This is a genomic window from Actinocatenispora comari (assembly GCF_017312725.1).
Taxonomy (GTDB): Bacteria; Actinomycetota; Actinomycetes; order Mycobacteriales; family Micromonosporaceae; genus Actinocatenispora; species Actinocatenispora comari.
In genome coordinates, this window is the sequence record NZ_BOPO01000101.1 from 79904 (window position 1) to 105047 (window position 25144).

Here is a 25144-nt window from a genome sequence, read left to right on the forward strand (position 1 = left end):
TCCGCCTCACACGGGGGCGGACGCCAGTGGCGCGCGCAGCCGGCCGAGCTCCTCGGCGACGGCCTGCACGGTCCGTTCCAGCTGCTCGGTGGTGTGCTCGGAGGTCACGAAGAACCGCAGCCGGGCCAGTTCCTCGGGCACCCCCGGGTACATGATCGGGTTGACGCTGATGCCGCGGTCGAACAGCGCGTGGCACAGCGCGAGGCAGTGGGCCGAGTCGCCCACGATGCACGGCACCACCGGGGAGTCCCGGCTGGTGCCGGTGTCGATCCCGGCCTTGCGGGCGAGGTCCAGGAACAGCCGGGAGTTCGCGGCCAGCCGGGCCAGCCGTTCCGGCTCGGCGCGCATGGTCCGCAGCGCACCGAGTGCCGCCGCCGTGTTCGCCGGCGTCATCCCGACGCTGTAGACGAACCCGGGCACCGTGTACCGCAGGTACTCGATCAGCGTGCGCGCGCCGGCGACGTAGCCGCCGCAGGACGCGAGCGACTTCGACAGCGTGCCGGACCAGATGTCCACAGTGGACCGGTCGACGTCGAAGTACTCGCCGATCCCGCCGCCGTGCGCGCCCACGGTGCCGACGCTGTGCGCCTCGTCGACCATCAGCAGCGCACCGTGCCGCTGCTTGACCTCGATCAGCTCGGGCAGTCGCGCGATGTCGCCGTCCATGCTGTACACGCCTTCGACGACGACCAGGCAGCGGCGGTACCGCGGCCGGTGCCGGCCGAGCACCGCGTCCAGCGCGGCGGGATCGTTGTGCGCGAACGGCCGGCGCGTCGCACCGGACAGCGCGCAGCCCTGCAGGATGCTGTCGTGCGCCAGCTCGTCGTGCACGATCAGGTCGCCCGGGCCGACGAGGTGGCCGATGACCGACACGTTCGTCGCGTGCCCGCTGACCATCGCCAGGCACGCCTCGGCGCCGAGCAGGGCGGCCAGTTCGGCCTCCAACTCGTCGTGCAGCGGCCGGTTGCCGGACAGGAAGCGGCTCGCCGACACCGACGTGCCGTACCGCCGGACCGCCTCGAAGACCGCCTCGTTGACCTGCGGATGCCCGGACAACCCGAGGTAGTTGTAGCTGGAGAAGCTGACCAGCTCCTGCCCGTCGATCCGGGTCGTCTCCCGGGCGTTGCCCTCGTGCGTCAGGAAGTACGGGTTGCGCCCGAGCCGGGCGAGCTCCTCGTCGTGCCCGGCCAGTTCGGGCATGTCGGCGAGCCCGCGCTCCGGGACCACCGCGCCGGGTACGGGTTCGGTGAGCCGCGGCTCCGACACCGGAGGGGGAGTGGGGTCTGGTGTCGGAGCCGCGGGCGGGAGGCCACCGAGTGCGGCGGCCGCTGCCGGCGCGGTGTCGTCCGGACACACGATCTCGGCGATGGCGGCGACCATCTCACCGAGTGTCGGACGAGCCGGCAGGTCGGTACCGGCTCTGGCCAGCTCGGGCCAGACCCGGGTCAGCGCGGACAGCAGCTCGGTGATCATCAGCGAGTCGAACCCGAGCTCCTGCACGAGCAGTTCGGTACCGGTGAAGTGGTCGACCGGGAACGCGCTGATCCGGGCCACCTCGCGGAAGACGACGGTCGCGACCTCGTCGCGCCCGGCCGCCGCGGCGGTCGGCCCCGGCGACGGCGGCGGCGCCGGCCGCGGGTCGGTCGCGGTGGTCGCCCGCCGCGGCCGGTCCGGTGCCGCGACGGCCTGCGGGCCGTGCGCGGCTGCCGCGGCCGGATCCAGCGATCGCAGCAGCGCGATCTGTTCCCGGAACAGGTTGACTAGGTCGCTCACCGGCTGGTCCTCCTGGCTCGCTGCGACGGGTACCTGGGTCGGCCGCGCACCCGACCCGGCTGGCGCCGTGGCCGGTGGCCACGGATCGGTGGGCCGGTGCGGTGGCCTCGGACCACCGGCCGCGTCCGCCGCCGGTGAACCGGCGGTCGGGTCTGGTGCCGGCGAGCCGGCGGTCGGGTCTGGTGCCGGTGTGCCGGCGGTCGCGTCCGCTGCCGTCACGCCGTCCGACCGGGTGCGGGCGGGGGCCGGCCCGGCCGGGCCGGTCTCGGGGTGCAGGAACGCGTCGACGTCCGGCCACGGCGGGGTCGGGTAGCTGCGGTTGGCCAGCGGCGTCACCGGCGGGCTGAGCAGCCGGCCCGGCGCGGCGGTGAGGCCGGAGCCGTCCACGTCCACGCCGAGCGTGACGAGTTGGGCCAGCCCGGTGAGGAAGGTGCGGGCGTCGTCCGGCCCGTCGCCGGTCACCGACACGTAGTGGCAGTCGGTGCGGTCCCGCAGGTTCTGCCGCACCGTACGCAGCAGCGCGGACCCGCCCAGCACCTGCACGAAGATCCGGGCGCCCGCCTGGTAGGCGGCGCGGGCGGCGTCGGCGAACCGTACCGGTGCACCGGCGTGCCGGCGCCACAGGTCGGCCAGCGCGGCCGGCTCCGCGCTCTCGGTACCGGAGACCGAGGAGACGAACGTCCGGGTCGGCGGCAGGATCGCGGCGGCCGGCACCGTGGCCCGGATCTCGTCCCGGGCCGAGTCCAGCAGCGGGGTGTGGAACGCGTTGGAGACCGTCAGCGGCTGGCTGCCGATCCGTTCCGCGGCCAGCCGCTGCTCGAACTCCGCCAGCGCCGCGACCGTACCGGCCACCACGGTCTGCCGGGGATGGTTGTAGCAGGCCGGCCACAGCCCGGCGATGCCGTCGAGCAGCGCGGCGACCCGGTCCGGACCGGCCTGGACGGCGAGCATGCCGCCCCGCTCGGTGGCCTCCGCCGCGCGCATCGCGGCACCCCGCCGCGCCATCATCGTCACCGCGGCGTCGTCCGGCAGCGCGCCGGCCGCGACGGCCGCCGGGAACTCGCCGACGCTGTGTCCCAGGGCGACGTCCGGCGTCACGCCGCAGCTCGCGAGCAACCGGGTCGCCGCCACCCCGAGCAGGCCCAGGGTCGGCTGGCACACGTCGGTACCGGTGAGCCGGTGCCGGCCCGCCTCGGTGTCCGCGTCCGCGCCGTACACGGCGTCCAGCACGGAGAGGCCGGACCCGGTACGCACCCGGTCGTCCAACCGGCCCGCCGCCGCGGCGAACACCGGGAACCGGTCGTACAGGTCGCGCAGCATGTTCGGCCGCTGGCTGCCCTGGCCCGGGTACACGAACGCGACGACCTTGGCCGCGTCCCGCACGGTGCTGCGCGCGAGATACACGCCGTCGTCGAGCCGGCCCGTGTCGGTACCGGCCAGCCGCGGCAGCGCCGCCTCGATCCTGGCCCGCAGCTCGGCCCAGGACGACGCGACGACGGCGAGCCGGGCGCGCAGCGGGCGCCGGGTGCCGAGCGTCGCGGCGAGCCGGGTGAGGTCGTCGACCGTACCGAGGCCCTCCCGGTCGGCCCAGTCGAGGAACCGGCGCAGGTAGCCGTCCAGCCGCTCGATCGTGCCGGCGGTGAAGACGAACAGCTCGGGTCGCGGTTCGGCCGGTTCCGGGGCCGGCGGCTCGGGCGCCTCCTGCAGGACGACGTGCACGTTGGTGCCGCCGAAGCCGAACGAGTTGATCCCGGCCCGGCGCGGATTCTCCGGATCGGCCGGCCACGGGGTCGCCGCGGTCGGCAGCCGCAGCCCGGCCCGGTCGAGCCGGGTCGTGTCCTCCACGTCGGTGGCGGGCTGCGGCGGGATCGTGCCGTGGTGCAGCGCGAGTGTCGTCTTGATCAGGCTGGCCAGCCCGGACGCGGTCAGCGCGTGCCCGACGAGCGCCTTGACCGAGGTCAGGTACGCCGGCGGGACCGGCTCGGCGGCGTCGGCCCCGGCGCGTACCCGGGTCAGCGACGCCAGCTCGACCCGGTCGCCGACCACCGTCGCCGTACCGTGCGCCTCGATCAGCCCGACCGAGCCGGGTGACACCCCGGCGTCGGAGTACGCCCGGGTCATCGCCCTGACCTGGCCGTCCTCCCGGGGCGTCATCGGCCCGTCCGCGGTGCCGTCGTTGGAGCAGCCGATGCCGCGGATCACCGCGTACACCCGGTCGCCGGCGGCCAGCGCCGCGTCGAGCGGCCGCAGGACCACGACCCCGACACCCTCGCCGAGCACGAACCCGTCCGCGCGCCGGTCGAACGGCCGGCACACACCGGCCGTCGACAGCGCGCCGACCCGGGAGAAGCCGACCAGGCCGACCGGCGCCAGGCTCAGGTAGGCCCCGCCGACGAGCGCCTCGGTGCAGACCCCGGCCCGCAGCGCGGTGACCGCCTCGTGCAGCGCGGTCAGCCCGGACGAGCAGGCGGAGTCGACGGTGAAGCTCGGCCCGCCGAGGTCGAAGTGCTGGCTGACCGTGGCCGCGGCCATGTTCAGCAACGACCCGGGCACCGCGTACGGGTCGATGCCGGCGGCGCCGGGCGTCAGCTGGTTGAACTCGGCCGAGCTGAGGGCGAAGTACACGCCGGTGTTGACCGCGTCGTACGGGCGGCGTTCCCACCCGGCGTCCTGCACGGCCTCGCGCGCCACGTCGAGCAGCAGCCGGTGCTGCGGGTCGGTGTTGCGGACCCGGCGGGGCGACATCCGGTAGTGCACCGCGTCGAACTCGTCGACCCGGTCGAGGTAGGCGACCTGGTCGGTGTAGCTCTTGCTGTCGGACCGCCGGTCGTCCGGGTCGAAATAGCGGGAGTGGTCCCAGCGCGACTCCGGGACCGGACGAAACTGCCGTTCGGTCGAGGAGGCCAGCCGCCAGAAGTCGGTCAGATCCCGCGCACCCGGGAACCGGCAACTCATGCCGATTATCGCGATGTCCCGCATGAACGCTCCCGACTTCACATCGCCTTCACTCGCCTGACCGGTACCGGTCGACCAATTGCCGGCCGGCCCCACGCGACGGGGGAATTCGGAAACCTCGCAGCCTCAGAATTCATCGTCGTCGATGCGCTCAGGATGCCATCGGGGCGACACCGGCAAACCGATGGAATAGCCGAAGTATTTGCCTTCGCCGACACTGCGGTACTGCACGTTCTCGCACTTCGGAGGGGGCGACCGGGACCGAAGACCGACACCGCGAGAGTGCAGTCGCAACAACACCGAGCGTTGAAGTTCCTGTTATCCGGCCGTTACCAAAACGACGAATGCGCAGGATGAATCCACGGTCGGGCAAGCAAAAGTCGAAAGGGCCGCAACAGCGGTGGTGGACTCGTTCAGTGCTCCCGTGATAGAGGCAGTTCGGCGTTCAGAATCCACTGGGCGACGCCGACCCGGGAACGACAGTCGAGCTTCCGCATGACATGCCGCAGATGATTGATAGCGGTCCATTCGGAAATGTCCAGATCTACGGCCACCTGCCGGTTGGTGCGGCCGGCCGCCACCAGCCGCGCCACCTGCAGCTCCCGGGCGGTCAGCGGCGTGTCCGGCGGGGCCGGCCGCGGCGCCGGCGGGGCCGGCAGCTCGGCCTCCCCCAGCGCCAGCCCGACCGCGTCGGCCAGCGAGGCGTGCCGCCCCACCTGCCGCTCCCGCCGGAACGCCGGTTCGCCCACCACGTCCCGCAGCCGCACCAGCGCCTGGTCGAGCATCCCGGGCGGGCAACTCGGGTACGCCGAGCCGGCCGTCGACCGGATCGTCTCGGCCGCGCCGAGCAGCCGGGCGGCGAGCGTGCACTCCCGCGGGTCCCGGCCGCGCGCGGCGAGCACGACCAGCGACTCCAGCGCGAACGCCACCCCCGGCCGATGGTGCAGCTGGTGCAGCAGCCGCAGGCCGTCCCGGGTCCGGGACCGCGCGCCGGCCGGGTCGCCGGCCGCACCCGCCACGGCACCCGCCCGCACCGCGAGTACCGCCCCGACCAGCGTGTCGCCGGTCGTCGCCGCCGCGTGCCGGTCGCACAGCCGGGCCGCCGCGGGCAGCTCGCCGCGCAGCAGCTCCAGCGTCGCCATCCCGTCCGCGACGAGCATGCCGGCCATCCCGCGGCTCGCGCCGCACGCCCGGCTCTGGGCCCACCGCCGGGCCGCCTCGTCGTACTGCCGGCGCATCAGCGCGACCTGCCCGAGCAGGCCGAGCGCCAGCGCCTCCCGGCGTTCGTCACCGGTACGCCGGCACCGGGTCGCCACCTCGGTGAGCAGCGTCCGGGCCCGCCGGTCCTGCCGCAGGCACGCGCAGAGCCCGCCGTACATCAGCCAGCCGGAGACGTCCGCGCTGGTCGGGTCGACGCCGGCGAGCTGGCGCCCCAGCCAGCCGTGGGTGACCGCGACCCGCCCGCTGGCCACCACGTACCGGCTGACGTCGAGGATCAGCGAGAGCACGGCCGGCGCCCGGCCGGTGTCGGCGAGGTGCCGGCAGGCGTGCCGGAGGTTGTCGTGCTCGTCGGCCAGCGTCGCGAGCGCGGCACCCTGCCGCGGCCCGGACAGGTCCGGCGCCAGCGCCCGGGCCAGGTCGACGTAGTACGCCGCGTGCCGGTCGGAGACCCGGTCCGCCTGGTCGGACCGGCGCAGCCGGTCGGCGGCGTACCGCCTGGTGGTGTGGAGCATGCGAAACCGCGGCTCACCGTCCGGCCGGTGCGTCGCGACCTGCACCAGCGACCGCGCCGTGAGCGTCTCCATGGTGCGTTCCGCCGACGCCGGGTCGGTGCCGGTCAGCGCCTCGACCGCGGCCAGGTCGAACCCGCCGGAGCACACCGACACCGCGTCCAGCAGGTCGGCCTCCGCCGCGCCGAGCCGGTCGAGGCTCGCACCGAGAGCGGACCGAAGGGACCGCTGCGGTGCCGACACTTCGGTGGGCTGTGGCTCCAGCACGTCCAGCCCGTCGCCGAGCCGGCGCAGCAGCGCCTTCGGCCGGAACAGCGTCATCCGGGCCGCGGCCAGTTCGATCGCGAGCGGCAGCCCGTCGAGCAGCCGGCAGATCTCCGCCAGCGTCCGGTAGTCGTCGGGCGTCGGCCGGTAGTCCGGCCGTACCCCCCGGGCCCGGTCGACGAACAGCTCGATCGCCGGCACCGCGGCCAGCGCGTCCGGGTCCGCCTCGTCGCCGGTACCGACGGGGAGTGGCCCGACCGGGTAGACCTGCTCGCCGTACAGGTGCAGCGGCTCCCGGCCGGCGATCACGAACCGCAGCTGCGGGCAGACCGGGAGCAACGAACGGACCAGCGTCACGACCGCGTCGCGGTACCGGTCGGCGTCGTCCAGCAGCACCACCCCGCGGCGGACCAGCACGTGCTGGTCGGACAGTTCGGTGCCGCTGACGGTACGCAGCAGCCAGCGCAGATCGGTGGCGCGGGAGTCCGCGCACGGCCCGTCCGCGGTACGAGGAGGTGCCCCGCCGCCGGTCGGCCGCCAGCGCTGCAGGAACTCGCGCGCCAACCGCGACGTGCCGACGCCGGCCGGGCCGACCAACGAGATCACCCGCGGCCCGTCCGGACCGGCGAGATCCGCCAACTCCGCCAATTCCCGAGCGCGACCGATGAAACGACTCCGTGCAGCGCCGAATTCAGGCACACTCAACCCCCGGTGCACACAGACCCCGCCCGCCACGATCGGCTCGCAGCCACATTGGCGGTACCAGCAGCCGCTCAGGGTAACCGCATGGACTTAGGAGAAAACTTATTCCGGGAGTTCTTGCCTGCACGACAGTTGAATGCGCAATGAAGCATCGACGGCGCCGGTTCGACGCACCGGCGAACAGCGGGACGGGAAACGCCGCCGAAAACGGCGACCGACAATCGCCGGGAGCCGGTGCCGGCAACCCTCAACGCGGCGCGATGGCCTCCGGCACCGGCTCGGCGGTGACGGTCGGGACGTCGGTCTGCGGCCGGGACAGCCTCAGCAGGGGGCCGGTCATCGCGGTGGTCAGCAACGCCATCACCACCATCAGCGAGTAGAGGGAGCCGTCCAGGACACCGAGCTGCAGCCCGACGGTCAGGATGACCAGCTCGGTCAGGCCGCGGGAGTTCATCAGCGCGGCGAGCGCGCTCGCCTCCCGGCGCCCGGCGCCCGCGGAAACCGCACCGATCCAGGTACCGACGAACTTGCCGCCGATGGCCACGACGAGCACCAGGCACAGCTCCAGCAGCCCGCCGAAGCCCAGCCGGGTCAGGTCGACGGCCTGCCCGGCCAGCACGAAGTAGATCGGCAGCAGCAGCACGCTGACCGGTCGCAGCATCCGGACCAGGTCCGCCGCCAGCTCGCCGCCCCGGGGCAGTGCGGCACCGAACGCGAACGCACCGAAGATCAGGTGCATGCCCATCCACTCGGTCGCGAGCGACGACAACACCATGCCGACGACCACCACGACGAGCCGGGTCGGCCCGGTCTTGCGGACGACCACGCGCAGCAACGGACGCAGCACGAACACCAGCACCGCCGCGTACACGGGTGCGAAGATCAGCCGGCCACCGGTACCCGCGGTCGCGCCGGCCATCGCCGCCACGCCGGCCAGCAGCCCCCAGGCCACGACGTCGTCCAGCGCCGCGCTCGCCAGGGCCAGCCCACCCAGACGGGTGCGCTCCAGACCACTGTCGGTCAGGATCCGGGCCAGGACCGGGAACGCGGTCACCGACATCGCGGCACCGACGAACAACGCGAGCACGACCGGATCCGCCGCATGGTGACGGTGCGCCAGCCAGAGTCCGAGCGCGAGCCCGAGCGCCGCCGGCAGCACGAGGGAACCGATCGACACCGAGATCGCGATCCGTTCCCGGCCCCGGATCAACCGGCGGTCCAGCTCGTACCCGAGCAGGAACATGAACGGGATCAGCCCCAGGTCGGCGAGGGAGGTCAGGGCGTGGCCGACCGAGGCGGGGAACAGCTGCGCGTCGAGGGTGTGGCCGAGCAACGTCGGGCCGAGGGCGATACCGGCGATGATCTCGCCGACCACCGCCGGCTGCCGGAGCGCGCGGGCAACCGCGCCGAGCAGCCGTGCGGCGGCCAGGATGATCGCCAGATCCAGCAACAGGAGTTGGACGTCGTGGCTGCTCACGGGGCGCCTCCGACTCTCTACGACGTGGCGGAGGGAGCGCGGGCCAGCCGCTCGCGCAGCGCCCGAAGCGCCTGGGTACCGGGCTCGCAGGCCTCCCGCAGGGCCCGGCGTTCCGGCTCGGGCAGCTCCGACCGGCCGGTACCCGAACCCGGGCGTACCAGGGTGACCGCCTCGGCCAGCCACTCGTCCGGCGCGTCGACGCCGAGCATGGCGGCGATCTCGCGGAAGCGGAGCAGCGGATCGGCCAGCACGTCCTCGTAGCGCAGGTACCGGATCCGGTCGGTCGGTACCGCGTCGAGTTCGCTCACGCCGTCCGCGACCAGGTGCGCCCAGATCATCCCGAACACCGGCAGCGGGATCGGCTGCGACATCAGCGCCGCACCGTCGAACCGGTCCGGCAGCAGGCAGCGCAGTTCCGGCGGCAGCCGGTCGGCGTGGTCGGCGGACGGCGACAGGTACGGGTCGACGCCGAGCAGGTCCATCATCTCCAGCACCCGTACCTCCAGCCGGAAGGACGGGTGCCGGCTCATCGACACCGAGGCCGCCGAGCCGTCCCGGTCCAGGTACAGGTAGCGGGCGTCCGGGAAGCAGGCACGAAGCCCGGGGACGAACCGCAGCGACGCCCCGGACCGCTCCACCACCACGTCCCGGTCGAACCGGTCGCACAGCCAGTCGAACAGCCGCCCGTACTGGACCGCCACGCCCGCCCGGTCCCAGCCGGTCACCGCCGCCTCGATCTCGTCCAGCACCTCGTCCGGCCGGTCGGACAGGTGCGGCAGCGCCACCAGGCTGATCGGCGGTACGCCGGTCTCCGCGGTGAACCGGCCGGATCCGAACGGGTACAGGTACTCGGCGGGCGCCACGCCGTGCCGCAGCTGGGTCATCGCCTTCGACCGCGGGGTGCTCAGGATCGCCCAGAAGCGGTCGCCGTCGATCTGCTCGACCGGGAACGCGTCCGGGTCCAGCGAGGTGAAGAACTCGCTGAGGCTGAGCACCCGCGGGTGCCGGTTCAGCACCGTCGACAACAGGGTCGAACCGCATCGACCGGTGCCGAGGACGACGGTCAACTGGCGCATCTCGTACCGCTTCCTCTCGAGGCGTCTGCCGGGTGTGGTCAGTAGGCGGCCCGGTTGGCGGGCGGCGCGTGCCGCGGCGGGTTCACCGGCTGGCCGCCGGCCGCACCGCCGCGCCGCCACAGCAGTACGGCGATCGCCACGTACCAGATCAGCGGGAGCAGGGTGGCGAACACCGGGTACAGCACGGCGTAGCCGAGATCGGTGTTGCCGGTCATCCACAGGTACCCGGTGGTGAACACGGCACCGAGGCCGCCGACGACGCCGAGCCAACCGACCCATCGCGGCAACCGCGACCCGAGCAGGATCGCCAGGCCGTACCCGATCGGGGCGAGGCCGGTCATCGCGGCCAGCGAACCGAGTTCGGTGCCCAACGTGTCCCGCACGCCTTCGGCGAAGATCGGTACCCACTCCGGCCGGGTGGCGGCGTTCGCCTGCTCCCAGCTGGTCGCCAGGTACTCGTGCAGGTAGCCGTCGTGCACCATGGTGATCAGGAACATCGCGGCGCCACAGATGGCGAGCCCGCCGGCCGCCCGGGCCAGGGGCCGGGCCGGCCCCTGCTCCAGGATGTCGCCGAGGCTCAGCAGGCCCACCAGCTTCAGCAGCACCACGAACGCGAACACCAGGTGCACCACGAGCCAGACGTTGCGGGCCGCGAGGATCCCCTTCAGGTACGTCAGGGTCGGCACGTCCCCGAACGGGTCCTGCACGCCGAGTTCCAGCACGACCGTCACCACCAGGCCGGCGACGACGCCGAGCAGCGTCGCCACCGCGCCCACCCGGTACACCGAGCGGCGTACCGGGACCGCCTGCGTCGCGGTCGCGTTCTCCAGCACGGTCATCTCAGTCACCCACCGCGTGGTAGCCGCCGTCGGCGTGCACGATCTCGCCGTTGGTCACCGGCATCCAGTCGGACAGCAGCGCGATGCAGGTCCGCGCGACCGGTTCGATCGCGTCGGACTTCCAGCCCATCGGCGCCCGCTCGGCCCAGGCACCCTCGAACTCGCCGAAGCCCGGCACGTTCGACGCCGCCATGGTGTGCAGCGGGCCGGCGGCGACCAGGTTGCACCGCACGCCCTTCGGCCCCAGATACCTGGCGAGGTAGCGGTTACAGGACTCCAGCCCCGCCTTCGCCACGCCCATCCAGTCGTACGACGACCAGGCGTAGCGCGCGTCGAAGTCCATCCCGACCAGCGATCCGCCGGTGCGCATCAGCGGTGCGGTCGCCATCGCCAACGCCTTCAACGAGTACGCCGACACGTGCATCGCGGTCGCCACGTCGGCCCAGCGGGTCCGCAGGAACTCGCCGCCCAGCGCCGTCTCCGGCGCGAACGCGATCGAGTGCAGTACCCCGTCGAGCTCGTCGACATGCTCCCGCACCCGGTCGGCCAGGCTGTCCAGGTGCTCCTCGTTCGTCACGTCGAGCTCGATCACCGGCGCGGGCGCCGGCAGCCGCTTCGCGATCCGGTTCACCAGGCTCAGCCGGCCGTACCCGGTCAGCACCACCGTCGCGCCCTGTTCCTGGGCCAGCCGAGCCACCTCGAACGCGATCGACGCCGTCGTCAGTACCCCGGTGACGAGGATCTTCTTCCCGTCCAGGATGCCCATCCGCAGTACCTTCCTCCCGTTCGCGGGCTCAGTCGCCGCTCGGCACCGGTACCGGCCCGGTCGAGGCACCGGCGGCCGCCACCTCGACGACCCCGGCGCGCATCAGCAACTTGATGAAGTTCAGCTGGATCTCGTTGAGCTCGCCGCGCAGCTCGCGGTAGGTACGCGGGCCGGACGACAGCGCCTTCCACACCACCACACCGCCGTCCTGGTCCGGGAAGCTGCGCACCTCGCGGTCCGCACCCGGCACCGAGAACCGGTGGCACACCTCGGGATTGGCCATCGGCGACGGCAGCGCATCGCCGTGCGCGATCGGGTCGCTCCAGTAGCGGGCGACCGCGTCCCGGTACTCGGCCGGTACGCCGAACGACACCGGCGGCAGGTTTCCCTTGAAGCCGGGCAGATCCAGGCCCAGGCTCTCCCGCATCGTCGCGCCCTCGGCGATCCGTACCACGTCGTCGTCGCCCGGCTCGCCCGGGTCGGCGAGGCCGAGCGCCCGCACGTACGGGCCGTCCGGGTCGAGGTCCTCGGCCGCGTAGCTGTGCTTGGTCATGGTGCGCAACAGTTCCGCGTCCATCGCGGTGCTCAGCAGGATCTCGAACGTCTCCTCGCGCACGCCGAGATCGACGGTGTTGCCGCGGGACTTCCAGTACACGCTCTGCGGGTGGTTCTCGCCGATCGCGTGGTACCACTGGTCGATCGACAGCGAGTAGGTCTCGGCGATGGCGTGCCACTCGCGGTCGTAGTCGGTCCACACGTCCCGCTTGTACTGCTCGGGGATGTTCGGGTCGACCGCGGTGCGGATCAGGGTCGCGGCGGACAGCGCGTGGTGCATCGCGAACGCGACACCGGAGGAGAACAGCGGGTCGACGAAGTACGCGGCGTCGCCGACCAGCAGCCACTTGTCGTCGAAGTCGACGAACTCGTCGTTGATCATCGAGTAGTTCGTCGCGGTGCTCATCTTCCGCCGGATCGGCGTGCCGTCGGTGGCGAGGTCGCGGATCAGCGGGATCCGGTCGATCGTCTTGCGGAACACGTCCGGGTCGGTGAAGTCCTTGCCGTCCTCGCGCAGCACCTCGGGCACCGTCACGATGCCGATCGAGTGCGTCACCACCCAGCGGCCGTCGATCTTCTTCGGTACCGGAATGAACCAGCCCCAGCCGTCCTCGAACGCGGAGCACACGATCGGCGACTTGGAGCCGTCGTGGAAGATGTTCCAGTCGCGGTCGATCGAGTAGCCGTGCCGGCAACCGGTGTAGTGCTGCCACACCGCGATGTTGCGGTACGCGGACAGGTGCTGGCGCTTCTGCGGCGAGGTGATGCTGTTGCGGCGGCCGGACGCGTCGACGAAGAACGTCCCGTGCACCGTGCGGCCACCGGCCAGCCGCACCTCGCAACCGCCGGGCAGCGGGGTGTAGCCCTGCACCGAGGTCTCCTCGAAGACGTGCACGCCCTGCTCCTCGGCGTGCCGCAGGAGCAGGTTGTCGAGGTCCTCCCGGTTGACGTGGAAGGCGAACCGCGACTGCCCGTCCTCCGCCCAGTGCGCGTGGTCGAAGAACCCGGCGGTCGGCTCGGTGCCGTCCCAGTAGAAGATGCCGCCGTACTTCTTGACGGTGAAGTCGGCCTCCATCACCTTGTCCAGCACGCCGATCTGCTGCATCGCGGAGGTCGACGGGTGGGCGAGCGACTCGCCGATGTGCTCGCGCGGGAACTTGACCTTGTCGAAGATCGCGACGCTCAGGTCGGTGGTCCTGGCCAGCTGGGTGGCCAGGGTGGATCCGCCCGGCCCGCCACCCATGATGATGACGTCGTAGTGGGTACCGATCTCACGGCTCATTCGTGGCCCCGATTCATGTCTCGCCCACCTGATGGCGGGGAACGGCCCGCCGGATGTGCCGTACTCGGACGTCGGCTGTCAGCGAGCGGATGTCGGCCGGACACCGCCGTCGCATCGTCTCGGCGGCGTCCGCGTGCACACAGCGTGCCAGCAATCCCGCAGCCGCCAACCGAGAACATCACCGAAGTGTTTGTCCGCAATCAATCTCGGTACGGAAATCGGCAGTAGGGTCCGCATCGGAGGCGACGCACCCACCAACCCCGTTCGCGCCACCGCATCGCCGCATCGCGCTCACCACAGGCGAACCTCCACCCGCAGGCCCACCCGGGCCGGTCGACACCGGCCGCGGGCGACGTTCGGAACCGGTACGGCACACCGCGATGGGCGGGCGACGGTCGGGAGAACGCGTTGAGCAACGACTACGGCAAGCTGCTGTCGATCCCGTACACCAAGGGTTTCGTCATCACCGGGCTCGTCGGCCGGCTGCCGATGTCGATGCTCGGCATCAGCGGAATCCTGCTCGTCACCTCGACCGTCGGTTCCTACACCCTGGCCGGCATGCTCAGCGGTTCGCTGCTGCTCGCGCAGTCGCTGACCGCGGCCCAGCGCGGCCGGCTGGTCGACCGGTGGGGCCAGCGCCGGGTACTGCTGCCGGTGGTGCTCGCGCACACCGCGGCGCTGACCGCGATCCTGCTGTGCTGCCTGCTGCACGGCCCCGATCTGCTGCTGCTGATCTTCGGCTTCGTCGCCGGTACCACCTTCCCGTCGATCGGCGCGCTGGTCCGGTCGCGCTGGACCGACATCCTCAGCGGCCCGCAGGCGCCGCCTGGCGCGCCCTCGCTCAGCGTCGCGCTGTCACTGGAGTCGGCGATCGACGAGCTCGTCTACATCCTCGGCCCGCTGCTCGCCACGCTGCTGGCCACCTCGATCACCGGCGCCGCCGGCTTCGTCGGGGCGATGGCCTGCACGCTGGTCGGCGGCGTCCTGTTCGCCACCCGCAAGGGCGGCGGCGAGCCGCACCCGCGGCCGGCGGTCGACTCCGGTTCGGTGCTGCGCATCGGTGGCATCCGGGTGGTCGCCGCGGTGTGCGTGGCGCTCGGCACCATCCTCGGCGCGGTCGAGGCCACGATCGTCGCCTACACCAAGGAACACGGCCACACCGGCCTGTCCGGGCCGATCGTCGCCGCGTTCTCCGTCGGCAGCCTGATCGCCGGTCTGGTGTACGGATCGCGTACCTGGAAGGGGAACGCGGCGAACCGCTTCGTGCTGGCGATCGCCTGCGTACTGGTCGGCATGGTCCCGGTGATGCTCGCGCCGAACATCGGGCTGCTGACCGCCGGCGTCGTCGTGGCCGGCATCGCCCTGGCGCCCGCGCTGATCGGCGCGCACGAGCTGATCCAGGAGCTCGTCCCGGCGGAGAAGATCACCGAGGGGTACTCCTGGGTGCAGACCACCGTGGGCCTCGGGCTCGGCATCGGCGTCAGCGTCGCCGGTACGGTCACCGACCTGCACGGCGCGCACACGTCGTTCCTGATCGCCGGCGCCGCCGCCGCGCTGGCCGTGCTGATGTCGTTGCCGTTCCGCAAGGTGATGGCCCGCGCCGCGACACCCGTGCAGTACCGGGGAACGCACCGGCGGGCCGCCTGGGTGCCGCGGCACGCGATCCGCGGCGGTCAGGTCAGGTAGTCGAGCTCGGTCATCATCCCGAGCTCCATGTGGTACGCGTTGTGGCAGTGCAGCATCCACCGGCCGGGATTGTCGGCCTGCAGCCGGATCGACGTCGTCTTGCCCGGCAACACCACCACGGTGTCCTTGCGCAACCCGGTGTCGGCCAGCGCGAAGGTGTGGCCGTGCAGGTGGATCGGGTGGGCCATCGCACTCGCGTTGACCAGGTCGATGCGCACCCGCTCGCCCTGCCGTACGGTCACCGGCTTGCCCTTCGGGCCGGCCTGGTCGTTGATCAACCAGGTCGGTCGGCGGGACGTACCCTGGCTCAACAGCAACCGGATCGTCCGGTCGACCGGGCGTGCCGGCAACGTGCTGCCGGCCGCGGGATGCAGGTCGGCGTAGCGCAGCAGCCGGCGCGTCAACTCGGCCGGCCGCTCGTCCGGCGGCGGGGTCGCCCCGGCGCCGGTCCGGACCAGCGCCCGGGCGACGCCCTTGCCCCCCTCGGCCGCGGCCACCAGACCGAACGCGCCGTCGCCGACGGTGACGACCACGTCGTACCGCTCCGCCATGCCGATCAGCAACGTGTCCACAGTGGTCGGTCGTACCGGCCAGCCGTCGGCGTGCGTCACGGTCATCCGGTGCCCGGAGCACGCGACCCGGTACGGGGTCGCCGCCGAGGCGTTGATCAGCCGCAACCGCAACCGCTGCCCCGGTTTCGCCCGGATCACGTACGGATCCTCCGGCGGCCGGGCGTTGGCCAGGTGCAGCGGGTAGGTCAGTTCGGACAGCATCGGCCCCCACGGCGACGACGGTGCCATGACCGGCCGCACCGGGCCGCCGGTGCGGCCGGAGCGCAGCTCGGCGAGGATCGCGTCCGGGGTCGGGCCGACGCCGTCGGTCCAGTCGTCGAACACGATCGTCTCGTCGTGGTCGTGGTCGCCGGGCTCGTGCGGATCGGTGACGATCAGCGGCGCGTACAGCCCGCGGTCGCGTTGCACCCCGACGTGCGAGTGCAGCCAGTAGGTGCCCGGATCGGGCACCACGAACCGGTAGTCGAACGTGCCACCCGCGGGCACCGCGGGCATCGTGAGGCCGGGCACGCCGTCCATGTCGTTGCGGATGCGCAGGCCGTGCCAGTGCACCGTGGTGGCCGCGTCGAGCCGGTTCACCAGCCGGGCGCGCAGCCGGTCTCCGGCCCCGATCCGTACCGCGGCGGACATCGGACCGTCGCCGTAGAGCCAGGTGCGGGCCTGCCGCCCGGCGAGGTCGAGGGTGCCGGGCTGCGCGGTCAGGGTGATCGCGCTGGTCCGCCCGGACCAGTGCCGGTGCGCCTCGGTGCGCTCCACCACGGCGTCGTCCGGGCCGACCGTACCGGCGGGTTTCGGTGCGTCCGGCGCGAACTGCTGCCGGCCGGTCAGGCACCACCAGGTACCGGTCAACGCGGCACCCACCGCGCCGAGGCCACCCACCAGCACGGCCCGCCGGACCGGGCCGGTCGGCCGGTCCGCGTCGTCGACCGGCTCGGGCGCCTCGGGCCCGGACACTAGCTGTTCCCGCCCCGCACGACGAACGTGCCGTACATCCCGTGCTGGGCGTGCCAGGAGCACTCCATCCGGAAGCTGCCGGTACGCGGGACGGAGAAGGTCACCGACTGGGTCTCGCCGCCCGCCACGATGGCGATCTCGGCGCCCTTGATGCCCTTGACCTGCCACTCGTGCGGCATCGACCCGGTGTTGTGCACCCGCACCGTGACCCGGCCCGGATGCACCTCGACCTTCGACGGCTGGAACCGCATCTGCTGGGTCGCGTTCAGCTGGACGACCTGGGTCTGCCCGCCGGCGCCGCCGCCGTCGGCGCGGGCCGACGAGTGCGCCGCCGACGGCGTCGGGGCCGCGCTGCTGGACGCGCCGTGGTGGGCGGTCGAACCGTGCGGAGCCGCCGAGCCGGACGTCTTGGCGTTGCAGCCCGCGACGCCACCCAGCAGGGCGAGGCCGGCGACCGCGACCACGGTCACCCGGCGAAGGCCCGGTGCCGGGATGGTGGATCGAGCACCGGTCGGTCGGTGTGCGTTGCGCGCCATGCCAAAGCTCTCCGTTTCCTCGCCGGGGACGTCGGTTCCGGGTGCCGGCCCGCGGATCAGGCTGGTTCCCGCTCCTCCGACGCCGCCCGCAGCTGGTCCAGATGTCCGTGCGCGAGCTCGCGCGCCTGCTCGGTCCCGAGCCGTTCGGGCGCGGAGACCAGGTGCACCACGAGCCCGTCGATCAGCGCCTGCAGCCGGCCGCCCTCCCGCACCAGGTCCAGGTCGGCGGGTAGCTCGCCGGCCTCGACCGCCGCGCGCAGCAGGCCGACGAACACCTCGTTGAGCCGGCTCCACACGTCGGCGGCCATCGGCGCCAGCTTGGCGTCGGTCGTCGCCCGGGAGACGAACGCCAACCAGACCAGCGCCTCCTCGCGGCGCTGCACGTCCAGCGGCAGCAGCTCGTCGATCACCGCGTGTGCCCGGCCGAGCAGCGTCGGCTGCACGCACGAGGCGTCGAGCCGCTGCTCGATGCGGTCGTCGACCCGGCGCAGCGCGAACTCGAGCAGCTCGTCCTTGGTCGTGAAGTAGTAGCGCATCGAACCGATCGACCAGCCGGCCTCGTCCGCGACGACGCGGAGCGAGACGCCGGCCAGCCCGTCGCGCGCGATGACCCGGCAGACCGCGTCGGCCAGCTCCCGCCGACGCTCCTCGTGATCGACTTCCTTGGGCACCGGGCCAATCTAGCACGCTCGTATTAATACGTCTATGTTAATATCGCGGTGCTAATACCAACGTGCACGAAGACGGGGAGGCCACGCCATGGCCAAACGCCGAACCCGGGTCCTGCTGATCGTCGCGGCCGCGGTCGTCGTCGTGCTCGTCGGCGTCGCCGGCCTGTTCGTCTGGGCCTACCAGCACTTCGTCGAGCGCGAGCGGTTCAGCGCGGCCGACGGGGCGATCACCATCGAGCACCACGTGGTGCCCAAGCTGGGCGACATCCTCGTCACGAACAAGGGCTACCCGCTCTACATGTTCCCGCCGGACCACCAGTCCGAGGTCACCTGCACCGGCAACTGCGCGGAGAACTGGCCGCCGATCGTGGTGCCGACCAGCGCCACGCTGAAGGCCGGCGCGGGGGTGCGCGCCGACCTGCTCGGCACCCGTACGGCGCCGAACGGCAAGCACGTCGCGACCTACCACGGGTGGCCGCTCTACGTGTTCATCGGAGACGACAAACCGTACAAAGCGACCGGACAGGGTGAGGTCACCGACGGCGGCGCCTGGTACGTGCTGAACCCGGCCGGCGACGTCGTGACCACCGGCGGCAAGCACAGCTGACGGCGACGGCCGCCACCGCGGGCCCCACGCGGATCCCCGGGTACCCGGGCCATCGGCCCCGGTCGATTCCGCCGGGCGCACGCCGGTACCGGCGTCGTTAGACTCGGCCGCATGACCAGTTCGGCGTCGATGACGACGCTTCCGGCCGGGGCCGGTGCCGCGGAGTTCGCGGCCGAGGTGACCGCGACCGCGGCGTCGCTGCGTACTTTCCTGCACGGCCTGCCGGGGGTGGACAAGGTCGGTGCCGACCAGCGGGCGGCGACGCTCGCCACCCGGTCGATCAAGACCACCGCGAAGCAGTGGGCCCTCGACCTCGCCATCCGGATGGTCGACCTGACCACGCTGGAGGGCGCGGACACCCCGGGCAAGGTCCGGGCGCTGTGCGCGAAGGCGATGCGGCCCGACCCGGCCGACCGCGGCTGCCCGCCGGCCGCCGCCGTGTGCGTCTACCCGGCCCTGGTGCCCACCGCGGTCGAGACCGTCCGCGGCTCGTCGGTCCGGGTGGCGAGCGTGGCGACCGCGTTCCCGTCCGGGCAGGTGCCGCTGTCGGTGAAGCTCGACGACGTGGCCGCCGCGGTGGCGGCCGGCGCCGACGAGGTCGACATGGTGATCGACCGCGGCGCGTTCCTCTCCGGCCGGTACGACGAGGTGTTCCGGCAGATCGTCGCGGTCAAGGAGGCCTGCGGGGCGGCGCATCTGAAGGTGATCCTGGAGACCGGCGAGCTCGGTACCTACGACAACGTGCGGCGCGCGTCCTGGCTCGCGATGCTGGCCGGCGGCGATTTCATCAAGACCTCCACCGGCAAGGTGTCGCCGGCGGCGACGCTGCCGGTCACGCTGATCATGCTGGAGGCGGTGCGCGACTTCCGCGAGCTGACCGGCCGCCAGATCGGCGTCAAGCCGGCCGGCGGGATCCGCTCGGCGAAGGACGCGATCCGCTACCTGGTGTTGGTGAACGAGACCGCCGGCGACGACTGGCTCGACCCGGCCTGGTTCCGGTTCGGCGCCTCGTCGCTGCTCAACGACCTGCTGATGCAGCGCAGCAAGCTCGCCACCGGCCGGTACGCCGGCCCCGACTACTTCACCCTGGACTGATCGCGATGGCCTTCGAATACGCACCGGCACCCGAGTCCCGGTCCATTGTGGACATTCGCCCGGCGTACGGGCTGTTCGTGAACGGCGAGTTCGTCGCACCGGCCGACGGCGAGTCGATGAAGACGGTCGACCCGGCGACCGAGGAGGTGCTCGCCGAGGTGGGCGTCGCCGGCGCCGCCGACGTCGATCGCGCGGTGGCCGCCGCCCGCAAGGCGTATCAGCGGGTCTGGGGGCCGATGCCCGGCGCCGAGCGGGCCAAGTACCTCTACCGGATCGCCCGGATCATCCAGGAGCGGGCCCGCGAGCTGGCGGTGCTGGAGTCGATCGACAACGGCAAGCCGATCCGCGAGTCGCGGGACGTCGACATCCCGCTGGTCGCCGCGCACTTCTTCTACTACGCCGGCTGGGCCGACAAGCTCGGCCATGCCGGGTTCGGCGCGAACCCGCAGCCGCTCGGGGTGGCCGGCCAGGTCATCCCGTGGAACTTCCCGCTGCTGATGCTGGCGTGGAAGATCGCCCCGGCGCTCGCCGCCGGCAACACCGTCGTACTCAAGCCGGCCGAGACGACGCCGCTGACCGCGCTGCTGTTCGCCGAGATCTGCCAGCTGGCCGACCTGCCGGCCGGCGTCGTCAACATCCTGACCGGTGCCGGCGACACCGGCCGCGCGCTGGTCGAGCACGGCGACGTGGACAAGGTCGCGTTCACCGGATCCACCGAGGTGGGACGGCAGATCGCCCGCTCGGTCGCCGGGACCCGCAAGCGGGTCACCCTGGAGCTGGGCGGCAAGGCGGCGAACATCGTGTTCGCCGACGCGGCGCTCGACCAGGCGGTCGAGGGCATCGTCAACGGCATCTTCTTCAACCAGGGCCACGTCTGCTGCGCCGGTTCCCGGCTGCTGGTCGAGGAGTCGGTGTCGGAGGAACTGCTGGCCCGGTTGAAGCGGCGGATGACCACGCTGCGGGTCGGCGACCCGCTGGACAAGAACACCGACGTCGGCGCGATCAACTCGGCCGAGCAGCTGGCGAAGATCCGGACGCTGACCGAGATCGGCGAGCAGGAGGGCGGCCAGCGCTGGAGCGCGCCGTGCCCGCTGCCGGACCGCGGCTTCTGGTTCTCCCCCACCGTGTTCACCGAGGTCACCCAGGCACACCGGATCGCCCGGGAGGAGATCTTCGGGCCGGTGCTGTCGGTGCTGACGTTCCGCACCCCGGACGAGGCCGTGGTCAAGGCGAACAACACGCCCTACGGGCTGTCCGCCGGGATCTGGACCGAGAAGGGCTCCCGCATCCTGTGGCTCGCCGACAAGCTGCGGGCCGGGGTCGTCTGGGCCAACACGTTCAACAAGTTCGACCCGACCAGCCCGTTCGGCGGGTACCAGGAGTCCGGTTACGGCCGTGAGGGCGGCCGGCACGGCTTGGAGGCCTACCTTGCCCACTGAGCAGAAGGCGGCGCCGGCGCGGCTGGCGGTGCGCAAGACGTACAAACTCTTCGTGGGCGGGAAGTTCCCGCGCAGCGAGTCGGGGAGGTCGTACCCGGTGCAGGGCGCGGACGGCGAGTTCGTGGCGAACGCGGCGCTCGCCTCCCGCAAGGACGTCCGGGACGCGGTCGTCGCCGCCCGCAAGGCGTTCGGCGGCTGGTCCGGCGCCACCGCGTACAACCGGGGGCAGATCCTCTACCGCATCGCGGAGATGCTGGAGGGCCGGCGCGACCAGTTCGCCGACGAGGTGCGTACCGCGCGGGGCGGCACCCGGTCCGCCGCCCGCGCCGACGTGGACGCGGCGATCGACCGCTGGGTCTGGTACGCGGGCTGGGCGGACAAAATCGCCCAGGTGCGCGGGAACGCCAACCCGGTCGCCGGGCCGTACTTCAACCTCTCCGCGCCGGAGCCGACCGGCGTCGTCGGGGTGGTCGCCCCGACCGAGCCGCTGCTCGGCCTGGTCTCGGTGCTCGCGCCGGTCATCGTCACCGGCAACACCGTGGTGCTGCTCGCCAGCGAGACCCAGCCGTTACCCGCGATCACCCTGGCCGAGGTGCTGGCCACCTCCGACCTGCCCGGTGGCGTGGTCAACCTGCTCACCGGCCGGGTCGCCGAGACCGCGCCGTGGCTCGCCGGGCACGCCGACGTGAACGCCCTCGACCTGACCGGCGTGGACGACGCCGACCTGGCCGTCGAGCTGGAACGCACCGCCGCCGACACGCTCAAGCGGGTGCTCCGGCCCCCGCTGACCGGCGCCGACTGGAAGGCCGAGCCGGATACCGACCGGCTCACCACGTTCCTGGAGACCAAGACGGTCTGGCACCCCAAGGGCGCCTGAGCGGTCCCGGTCGGACGGGCCCGGCGCCGCTTTCCGTTGGGACCTCTGAACGAGCCGTGCCAGCCCCTCGCGGCGCCGCCGTGAGGGGCTGCCCGTCGTCCGGCAGAAAAACATTCACGTCGATCGCTGGCCGACGGGTACGCACACACAAGATCTCGTGCCAAGATGGCGCAGGTGGCCCACCCCCCGGAGCCTGCACCATGCATGGCAGTCGACCTGTGCTACCCCGACCCGCCCGACATCGACCCGCGCGCGCTGACCGTCCGGATCAGATCCGCGTTGCCCGGCACGATGCTGGTGTGGGCCGGGCCGACGAACCTGCTGCTCCGACATGAGCGGGCCGACCCGGCCAACCCCTACCGGCCGGATCCGGCCGACATCCTGGGCCTGCCGCCCGAACACCACCCGTTCACCGATGCCGACCGGCACCGGCACGACCACCTGCTGCACACGGTCGCGTTCGGTACCGAACCGCCGGCCGAACGCGACCTGAGCCAGTGCTGGGCCTGGCCGGACGCGGACGCCACGCTGGTGCGCTGCCGGTACCAGATCACGATCAGCCAACCGTTGGGCCGCGGCCGCGACAGCGCCGAGCGGGTACAGGCGCTGCGGGCCACGGTGGACACCGCGATAGCGCTGGCCCGGCCGCTCGCCACCTGGTGGCCGGCCAGCCAGCAGGCGCTGCCCCCCGGCGCGCTCGTCACGCACCCGCTGACCGGGGTGGTCAACATCCGGCTGTTCCGGTCGATGTCGGACCCGGAGGTCACCCTCACCGACACCCTCGGCCTGTACTCGCTGGGCCTGCCCGACGTGCAGTGCCAGTCCCGGCGGCTGGACCCGAACCGGCTGTCCGACCTGCTGTTCGAGCTGGCCGAGTACCTGTGCAAGCACGGCGACGTGCTGCGGCCGGGCAGTCCGGTGCCGGGGCTGACCACCGACCAGCAGTTCGTACCGAGCCGGCAACCGGCGATGGTGCCGCCGCACCGGATGGTGATCGACCTCGACCCGGGCCCCGGCTACCGCCCCTGACCGGGCCGGCGCCGGTTCCGGCGGGCGGCGGGAAGCCCGGGCAGGCGCCGGGCGCCGACCTCGGCCGCGGGCCCGGAGAGTGCCGGCTACCGATCGGTACCGAACGTCGCGACGGTCGGGCGCGGCCGGCCGCCGATCTGGTACCCGCAGGCGACCGGCGACGTGCGCCGCAGACTAAGCTCGGCAGCCGTGAGCGCCACCGAGTTCGCCCGTGCCGTCGCGTTCGGGCACGCCTTCGCCCGCCGCCAGGCGGTACGAACGGTCGACGTGCCGGGTGGCTTCGCCGTGTTCGACGACGAGTTCGGCCAGGTGCACGACCTGAACCGGATCATCGGTACCGGTCCGGTCACCGCCGGTGAGCTGGCCGCGGCGGCCGACGCCGTGTTCGGCGCCGCCGGGCTCGCGTACCGGCAGCTCACCGTGGACGGCCCGACCGGCACCGAGCTGGTCGCCGGGCTGACGGCCGCCGGCTACCGGGCGGACCGCGAGCTGCTCATGGCGTACCGGGGCGGGCTACTGCCCGACGGCGTGCCGGTGTCGGTGGTCGAGCCGGCCGCGCTGCTCGACCCGGCCGAACGGGCCTGGCGAGCGGAGGCGCCGGGGCTGGCGGACGGGACGTACCGGCAGCTCGCCCGGCAGCGGCTGCGCCGGCCGGCGGAGCTGACCCGCCGGCTCGCGGTGCTCGGTGACGACGGCGCACCGCGCGCCTGGTGCGAGCTGTACCTGTCCCCCGACGACCGGGTCGCGCAGGTCGAGGACCTGCTGACGCTGCCGGCGTACCGGGGGCACTGCTACGGTTCCGCGCTGGTGGCGGCGGGGGTGACGCAGGCGCGTACCGCCGGGTGCGACCTGACGTTCCTGCGGGTCGAGGCCGACGACGGGCCGGTCCCGCTGTACCGGCGGCTAGGGTTCGAGCCGCTGGGCGAGGCACAGCAGTTTCACCGGGCCGCGGGCGGGAGCTGAACGCGCAGCTGCGGCGCCGGGACACAATGACCTAGATGCTGGAGTCCGGGACCGGTTCCCGGCATGAAACGGAGGACGCCGTGGCTCGCCACCGCGCCGAACACGAGTCGGACCAGCCGACGAGCACGTCGGACGAGGCCGAGTCGGACGAGTCGACCGTCGAGTCGGACGCCGACGACACCCCGGACACCGACGACACCCCGGACACCGAGGACGACCACCAGGTCGACGAGCCGGAGCGGACCGCGGCGGTCGCGGAGTTCTGGTCCGAGCTCGCCGTCGACCCGATCGAGATCGCGCTGCCGTCCGGCGTCGGCTACACGCTGCGCGCGTACCGCAGCCCGGACGAGGTCACGGCGGTACCGGGCGCCGAGCCGGAGCCACCCGAGGGCCAGGCGCCGGAGGGGGACGAGGAGCCGGCCGACGGCGCGGCCACGGTCGCCGCCGAGGAGGGGTCCGGTACCGGCAAGAGTGTCACGGCGAAAGCCACGTCGGCGTCCGAGGACGAGGACGACGAGCCCGCGGGCAAGCGCGGCCGGCGCAAGCGCCGCAAGGCCGGGAAGTCCGCCGCCGCGGCGACGGACGACGCCGAGGACGAGTCGACCGAAGACGAGGACGAGGCGTCCGCCGGCCAGTCGTCCACGGGCAAGGCAGCCGAGGACAAGGCGGCCGAGGACGAGGCGGCCGAGACCGAGGACGACACCGACGAGGACGCGGAGTCCGACGACGAAGCCGAGTCCGACGAGGACGAGGACGACGAAGAGGACGAGGAGCCGGCCGGGCCGGACGAGGTACCGGTGTTCCTCAGCCAGCGCGGCAAGCTGCTGCTGTTCCACACGCCGGCGGCGCTGGTCGAGTTCGTCCGCTCGGACGAGCCGCACTCGCTGCGCGGCATCGAGCAGGCCGAGGCGCTCGCGGAGCGGCTCGACGTCTCGCACATCGCGCCGGACGACGACGACCACTACGAGCTCGACCTGCTGGTGAAGAACCTGCGTGGCGGGCACGACACCTGGGAGCCGGCGCTCGTCGTCTCGGCCGGCGAACTCGCTCGTGACCTTGCGTACGCGCTCGATCTGCAGTCCGTGCAGACCTCGCTGTCGCCGGGATCGCCGCTCGACGATCTGGACGACGCGATGCGGGGGCGGATGAACGGCGGCCTCGGCGCGTTCCGCGCTCGCCGGCGGATGAGGAAAATCGGGGCACAACAGGCAGCGCTCGCGTGGCGGACGATCATCGGAAAGATCAGTGCCGCTGTGGACTGGCGCGATTGACCCCTGACCAGGGAGCATCGGAGAC

General features: G+C 72.7%; 18 protein-coding genes. 8 read left to right on the plus strand and 10 right to left on the minus strand.

The features are described 5' to 3' along the window. Positions 1-6 precede the first annotated feature (6 nt). The 7 genes from NUM_RS24810 to NUM_RS24840 form a co-directional block, all read right to left on the minus strand. Entirely contained in the window at positions 7-4752 is a 4746-nt protein-coding gene (locus NUM_RS24810) for a type I polyketide synthase (RefSeq protein ID WP_225918832.1), read from the minus strand. A 389-nt stretch (positions 4753-5141) separates the two neighbouring features. Beyond that, positions 5142-7370: an ATP-binding protein gene (locus tag NUM_RS24815; protein ID WP_207127333.1), complete on the minus strand. Its 2229-nt coding sequence runs from the start codon at positions 7368-7370 to the stop codon at positions 5142-5144. Between the two features lie 301 nt (positions 7371-7671). Continuing rightward, entirely contained in the window at positions 7672-8901 is a 1230-nt protein-coding gene (locus tag NUM_RS24820; protein WP_207127334.1) for a cation:proton antiporter, read from the minus strand. Positions 8902-8918: 17 nt separating this feature from the next. Further along, the gene (locus NUM_RS24825) at positions 8919-9977 is read right to left on the minus strand and encodes a sulfotransferase (RefSeq protein WP_207127335.1); all 1059 of its coding nucleotides are present in this window, start codon (positions 9975-9977) and stop codon (positions 8919-8921) included. Positions 9978-10015: 38 nt separating this feature from the next. Next, entirely contained in the window at positions 10016-10825 is an 810-nt protein-coding gene (locus tag NUM_RS24830; RefSeq protein ID WP_207127336.1) for a hypothetical protein, read from the minus strand. Continuing rightward, the gene (gene fabI, locus NUM_RS24835) at positions 10818-11582 is read right to left on the minus strand and encodes an enoyl-ACP reductase FabI (protein ID WP_207127337.1); all 765 of its coding nucleotides are present in this window, start codon (positions 11580-11582) and stop codon (positions 10818-10820) included. The genes NUM_RS24830 and fabI overlap by 8 nt, the downstream gene beginning before the upstream one ends. Positions 11583-11610: 28 nt before the next feature. Continuing rightward, positions 11611-13419, minus strand: a complete 1809-nt coding sequence (locus tag NUM_RS24840; RefSeq protein ID WP_207127338.1) for an NAD(P)/FAD-dependent oxidoreductase — start codon at positions 13417-13419, stop codon at positions 11611-11613. A gap of 408 nt (positions 13420-13827) precedes the next feature. Between NUM_RS24840 and NUM_RS24845 the strand changes: the two genes are divergently transcribed. After that, positions 13828-15105, plus strand: a complete 1278-nt coding sequence (locus NUM_RS24845) for an MFS transporter (protein WP_207127339.1) — start codon at positions 13828-13830, stop codon at positions 15103-15105. Here the strand turns inward: NUM_RS24845 and NUM_RS24850 are convergent. From NUM_RS24850 to NUM_RS24860, 3 genes are read right to left on the minus strand one after another with little or no spacing between them, the layout of a single operon-like run. After that, a complete protein-coding gene (locus NUM_RS24850) occupies positions 15093-16631 on the minus strand; it encodes a multicopper oxidase family protein (RefSeq protein ID WP_207127340.1) in 1539 nt (512 codons plus the stop codon). The two genes, NUM_RS24845 and NUM_RS24850, sit on opposite strands and share 13 nt — an antisense overlap. Then, a complete protein-coding gene (locus NUM_RS24855) occupies positions 16631-17167 on the minus strand; it encodes a cupredoxin domain-containing protein (protein WP_207127341.1) in 537 nt (178 codons plus the stop codon). Before NUM_RS24855 ends, NUM_RS24850 begins: the two co-directional genes overlap by 1 nt. A gap of 56 nt (positions 17168-17223) precedes the next feature. Further along, on the minus strand, positions 17224-17838 hold the full coding sequence (locus NUM_RS24860) for a TetR/AcrR family transcriptional regulator (RefSeq protein ID WP_207127342.1): 615 nt from the start codon (positions 17836-17838) through the stop codon (positions 17224-17226). Between the two features lie 88 nt (positions 17839-17926). On the opposite strand from NUM_RS24860, the gene NUM_RS24865 reads away from it, so the two are divergent. The 7 genes from NUM_RS24865 to NUM_RS24895 all read left to right on the plus strand — a co-directional run bounded on the left by NUM_RS24865 (position 17927) and on the right by NUM_RS24895 (position 25119). Next, the gene (locus NUM_RS24865) at positions 17927-18445 is read left to right on the plus strand and encodes a COG4315 family predicted lipoprotein (RefSeq protein WP_207127343.1); all 519 of its coding nucleotides are present in this window, start codon (positions 17927-17929) and stop codon (positions 18443-18445) included. A 177-nt stretch (positions 18446-18622) separates the two neighbouring features. After that, the gene (deoC, locus tag NUM_RS24870) at positions 18623-19540 is read left to right on the plus strand and encodes a deoxyribose-phosphate aldolase (RefSeq protein ID WP_440588077.1); all 918 of its coding nucleotides are present in this window, start codon (positions 18623-18625) and stop codon (positions 19538-19540) included. Positions 19541-19545: 5 nt separating this feature from the next. Continuing rightward, entirely contained in the window at positions 19546-20979 is a 1434-nt protein-coding gene (locus tag NUM_RS24875; RefSeq protein ID WP_207127344.1) for an aldehyde dehydrogenase family protein, read from the plus strand. Next, positions 20969-21856, plus strand: coding sequence for an aldehyde dehydrogenase family protein (locus NUM_RS24880; protein ID WP_207127345.1), 888 nt, complete (start codon positions 20969-20971; stop codon positions 21854-21856). Before NUM_RS24875 ends, NUM_RS24880 begins: the two co-directional genes overlap by 11 nt. Positions 21857-22060: 204 nt before the next feature. After that, a complete protein-coding gene (locus NUM_RS24885) occupies positions 22061-22885 on the plus strand; it encodes a DUF4261 domain-containing protein (protein ID WP_207127346.1) in 825 nt (274 codons plus the stop codon). Between the two features lie 189 nt (positions 22886-23074). After that, positions 23075-23848 carry a GNAT family N-acetyltransferase gene (locus NUM_RS24890; protein WP_207127347.1) on the plus strand — a complete coding sequence of 258 codons (774 nt, stop codon included), beginning with the start codon at positions 23075-23077 and terminating at the stop codon, positions 23846-23848. An 80-nt stretch (positions 23849-23928) separates the two neighbouring features. Then, a complete protein-coding gene (locus tag NUM_RS24895; protein ID WP_207127348.1) occupies positions 23929-25119 on the plus strand; it encodes a DNA primase in 1191 nt (396 codons plus the stop codon). Positions 25120-25144 lie beyond the last annotated feature (25 nt).

Bases quoted from the DNA above. Each gene is read 5' to 3' on its own strand.
- NUM_RS24810 (WP_225918832.1), bottom strand. From the start codon at position 4,752: ATGCGGGACATCGCGATAATCGGCATGAGTTGCCGGTTCCCGGGTGCG.
- NUM_RS24825 (WP_207127335.1), bottom strand. From the start codon at position 9,977: ATGCGCCAGTTGACCGTCGTCCTCGGCACCGGTCGATGCGGTTCGACC.
- fabI (WP_207127337.1), bottom strand. From the start codon at position 11,582: ATGGGCATCCTGGACGGGAAGAAGATCCTCGTCACCGGGGTACTGACG.
- NUM_RS24840 (WP_207127338.1), bottom strand. From the start codon at position 13,419: ATGAGCCGTGAGATCGGTACCCACTACGACGTCATCATCATGGGTGGC.
- NUM_RS24855 (WP_207127341.1), bottom strand. From the start codon at position 17,167: ATGGCGCGCAACGCACACCGACCGACCGGTGCTCGATCCACCATCCCG.
- NUM_RS24865 (WP_207127343.1), top strand. From the start codon at position 17,927: ATGGCCAAACGCCGAACCCGGGTCCTGCTGATCGTCGCGGCCGCGGTC.
- NUM_RS24875 (WP_207127344.1), top strand. From the start codon at position 19,546: ATGGCCTTCGAATACGCACCGGCACCCGAGTCCCGGTCCATTGTGGAC.
- NUM_RS24885 (WP_207127346.1), top strand. From the start codon at position 22,061: ATGGCAGTCGACCTGTGCTACCCCGACCCGCCCGACATCGACCCGCGC.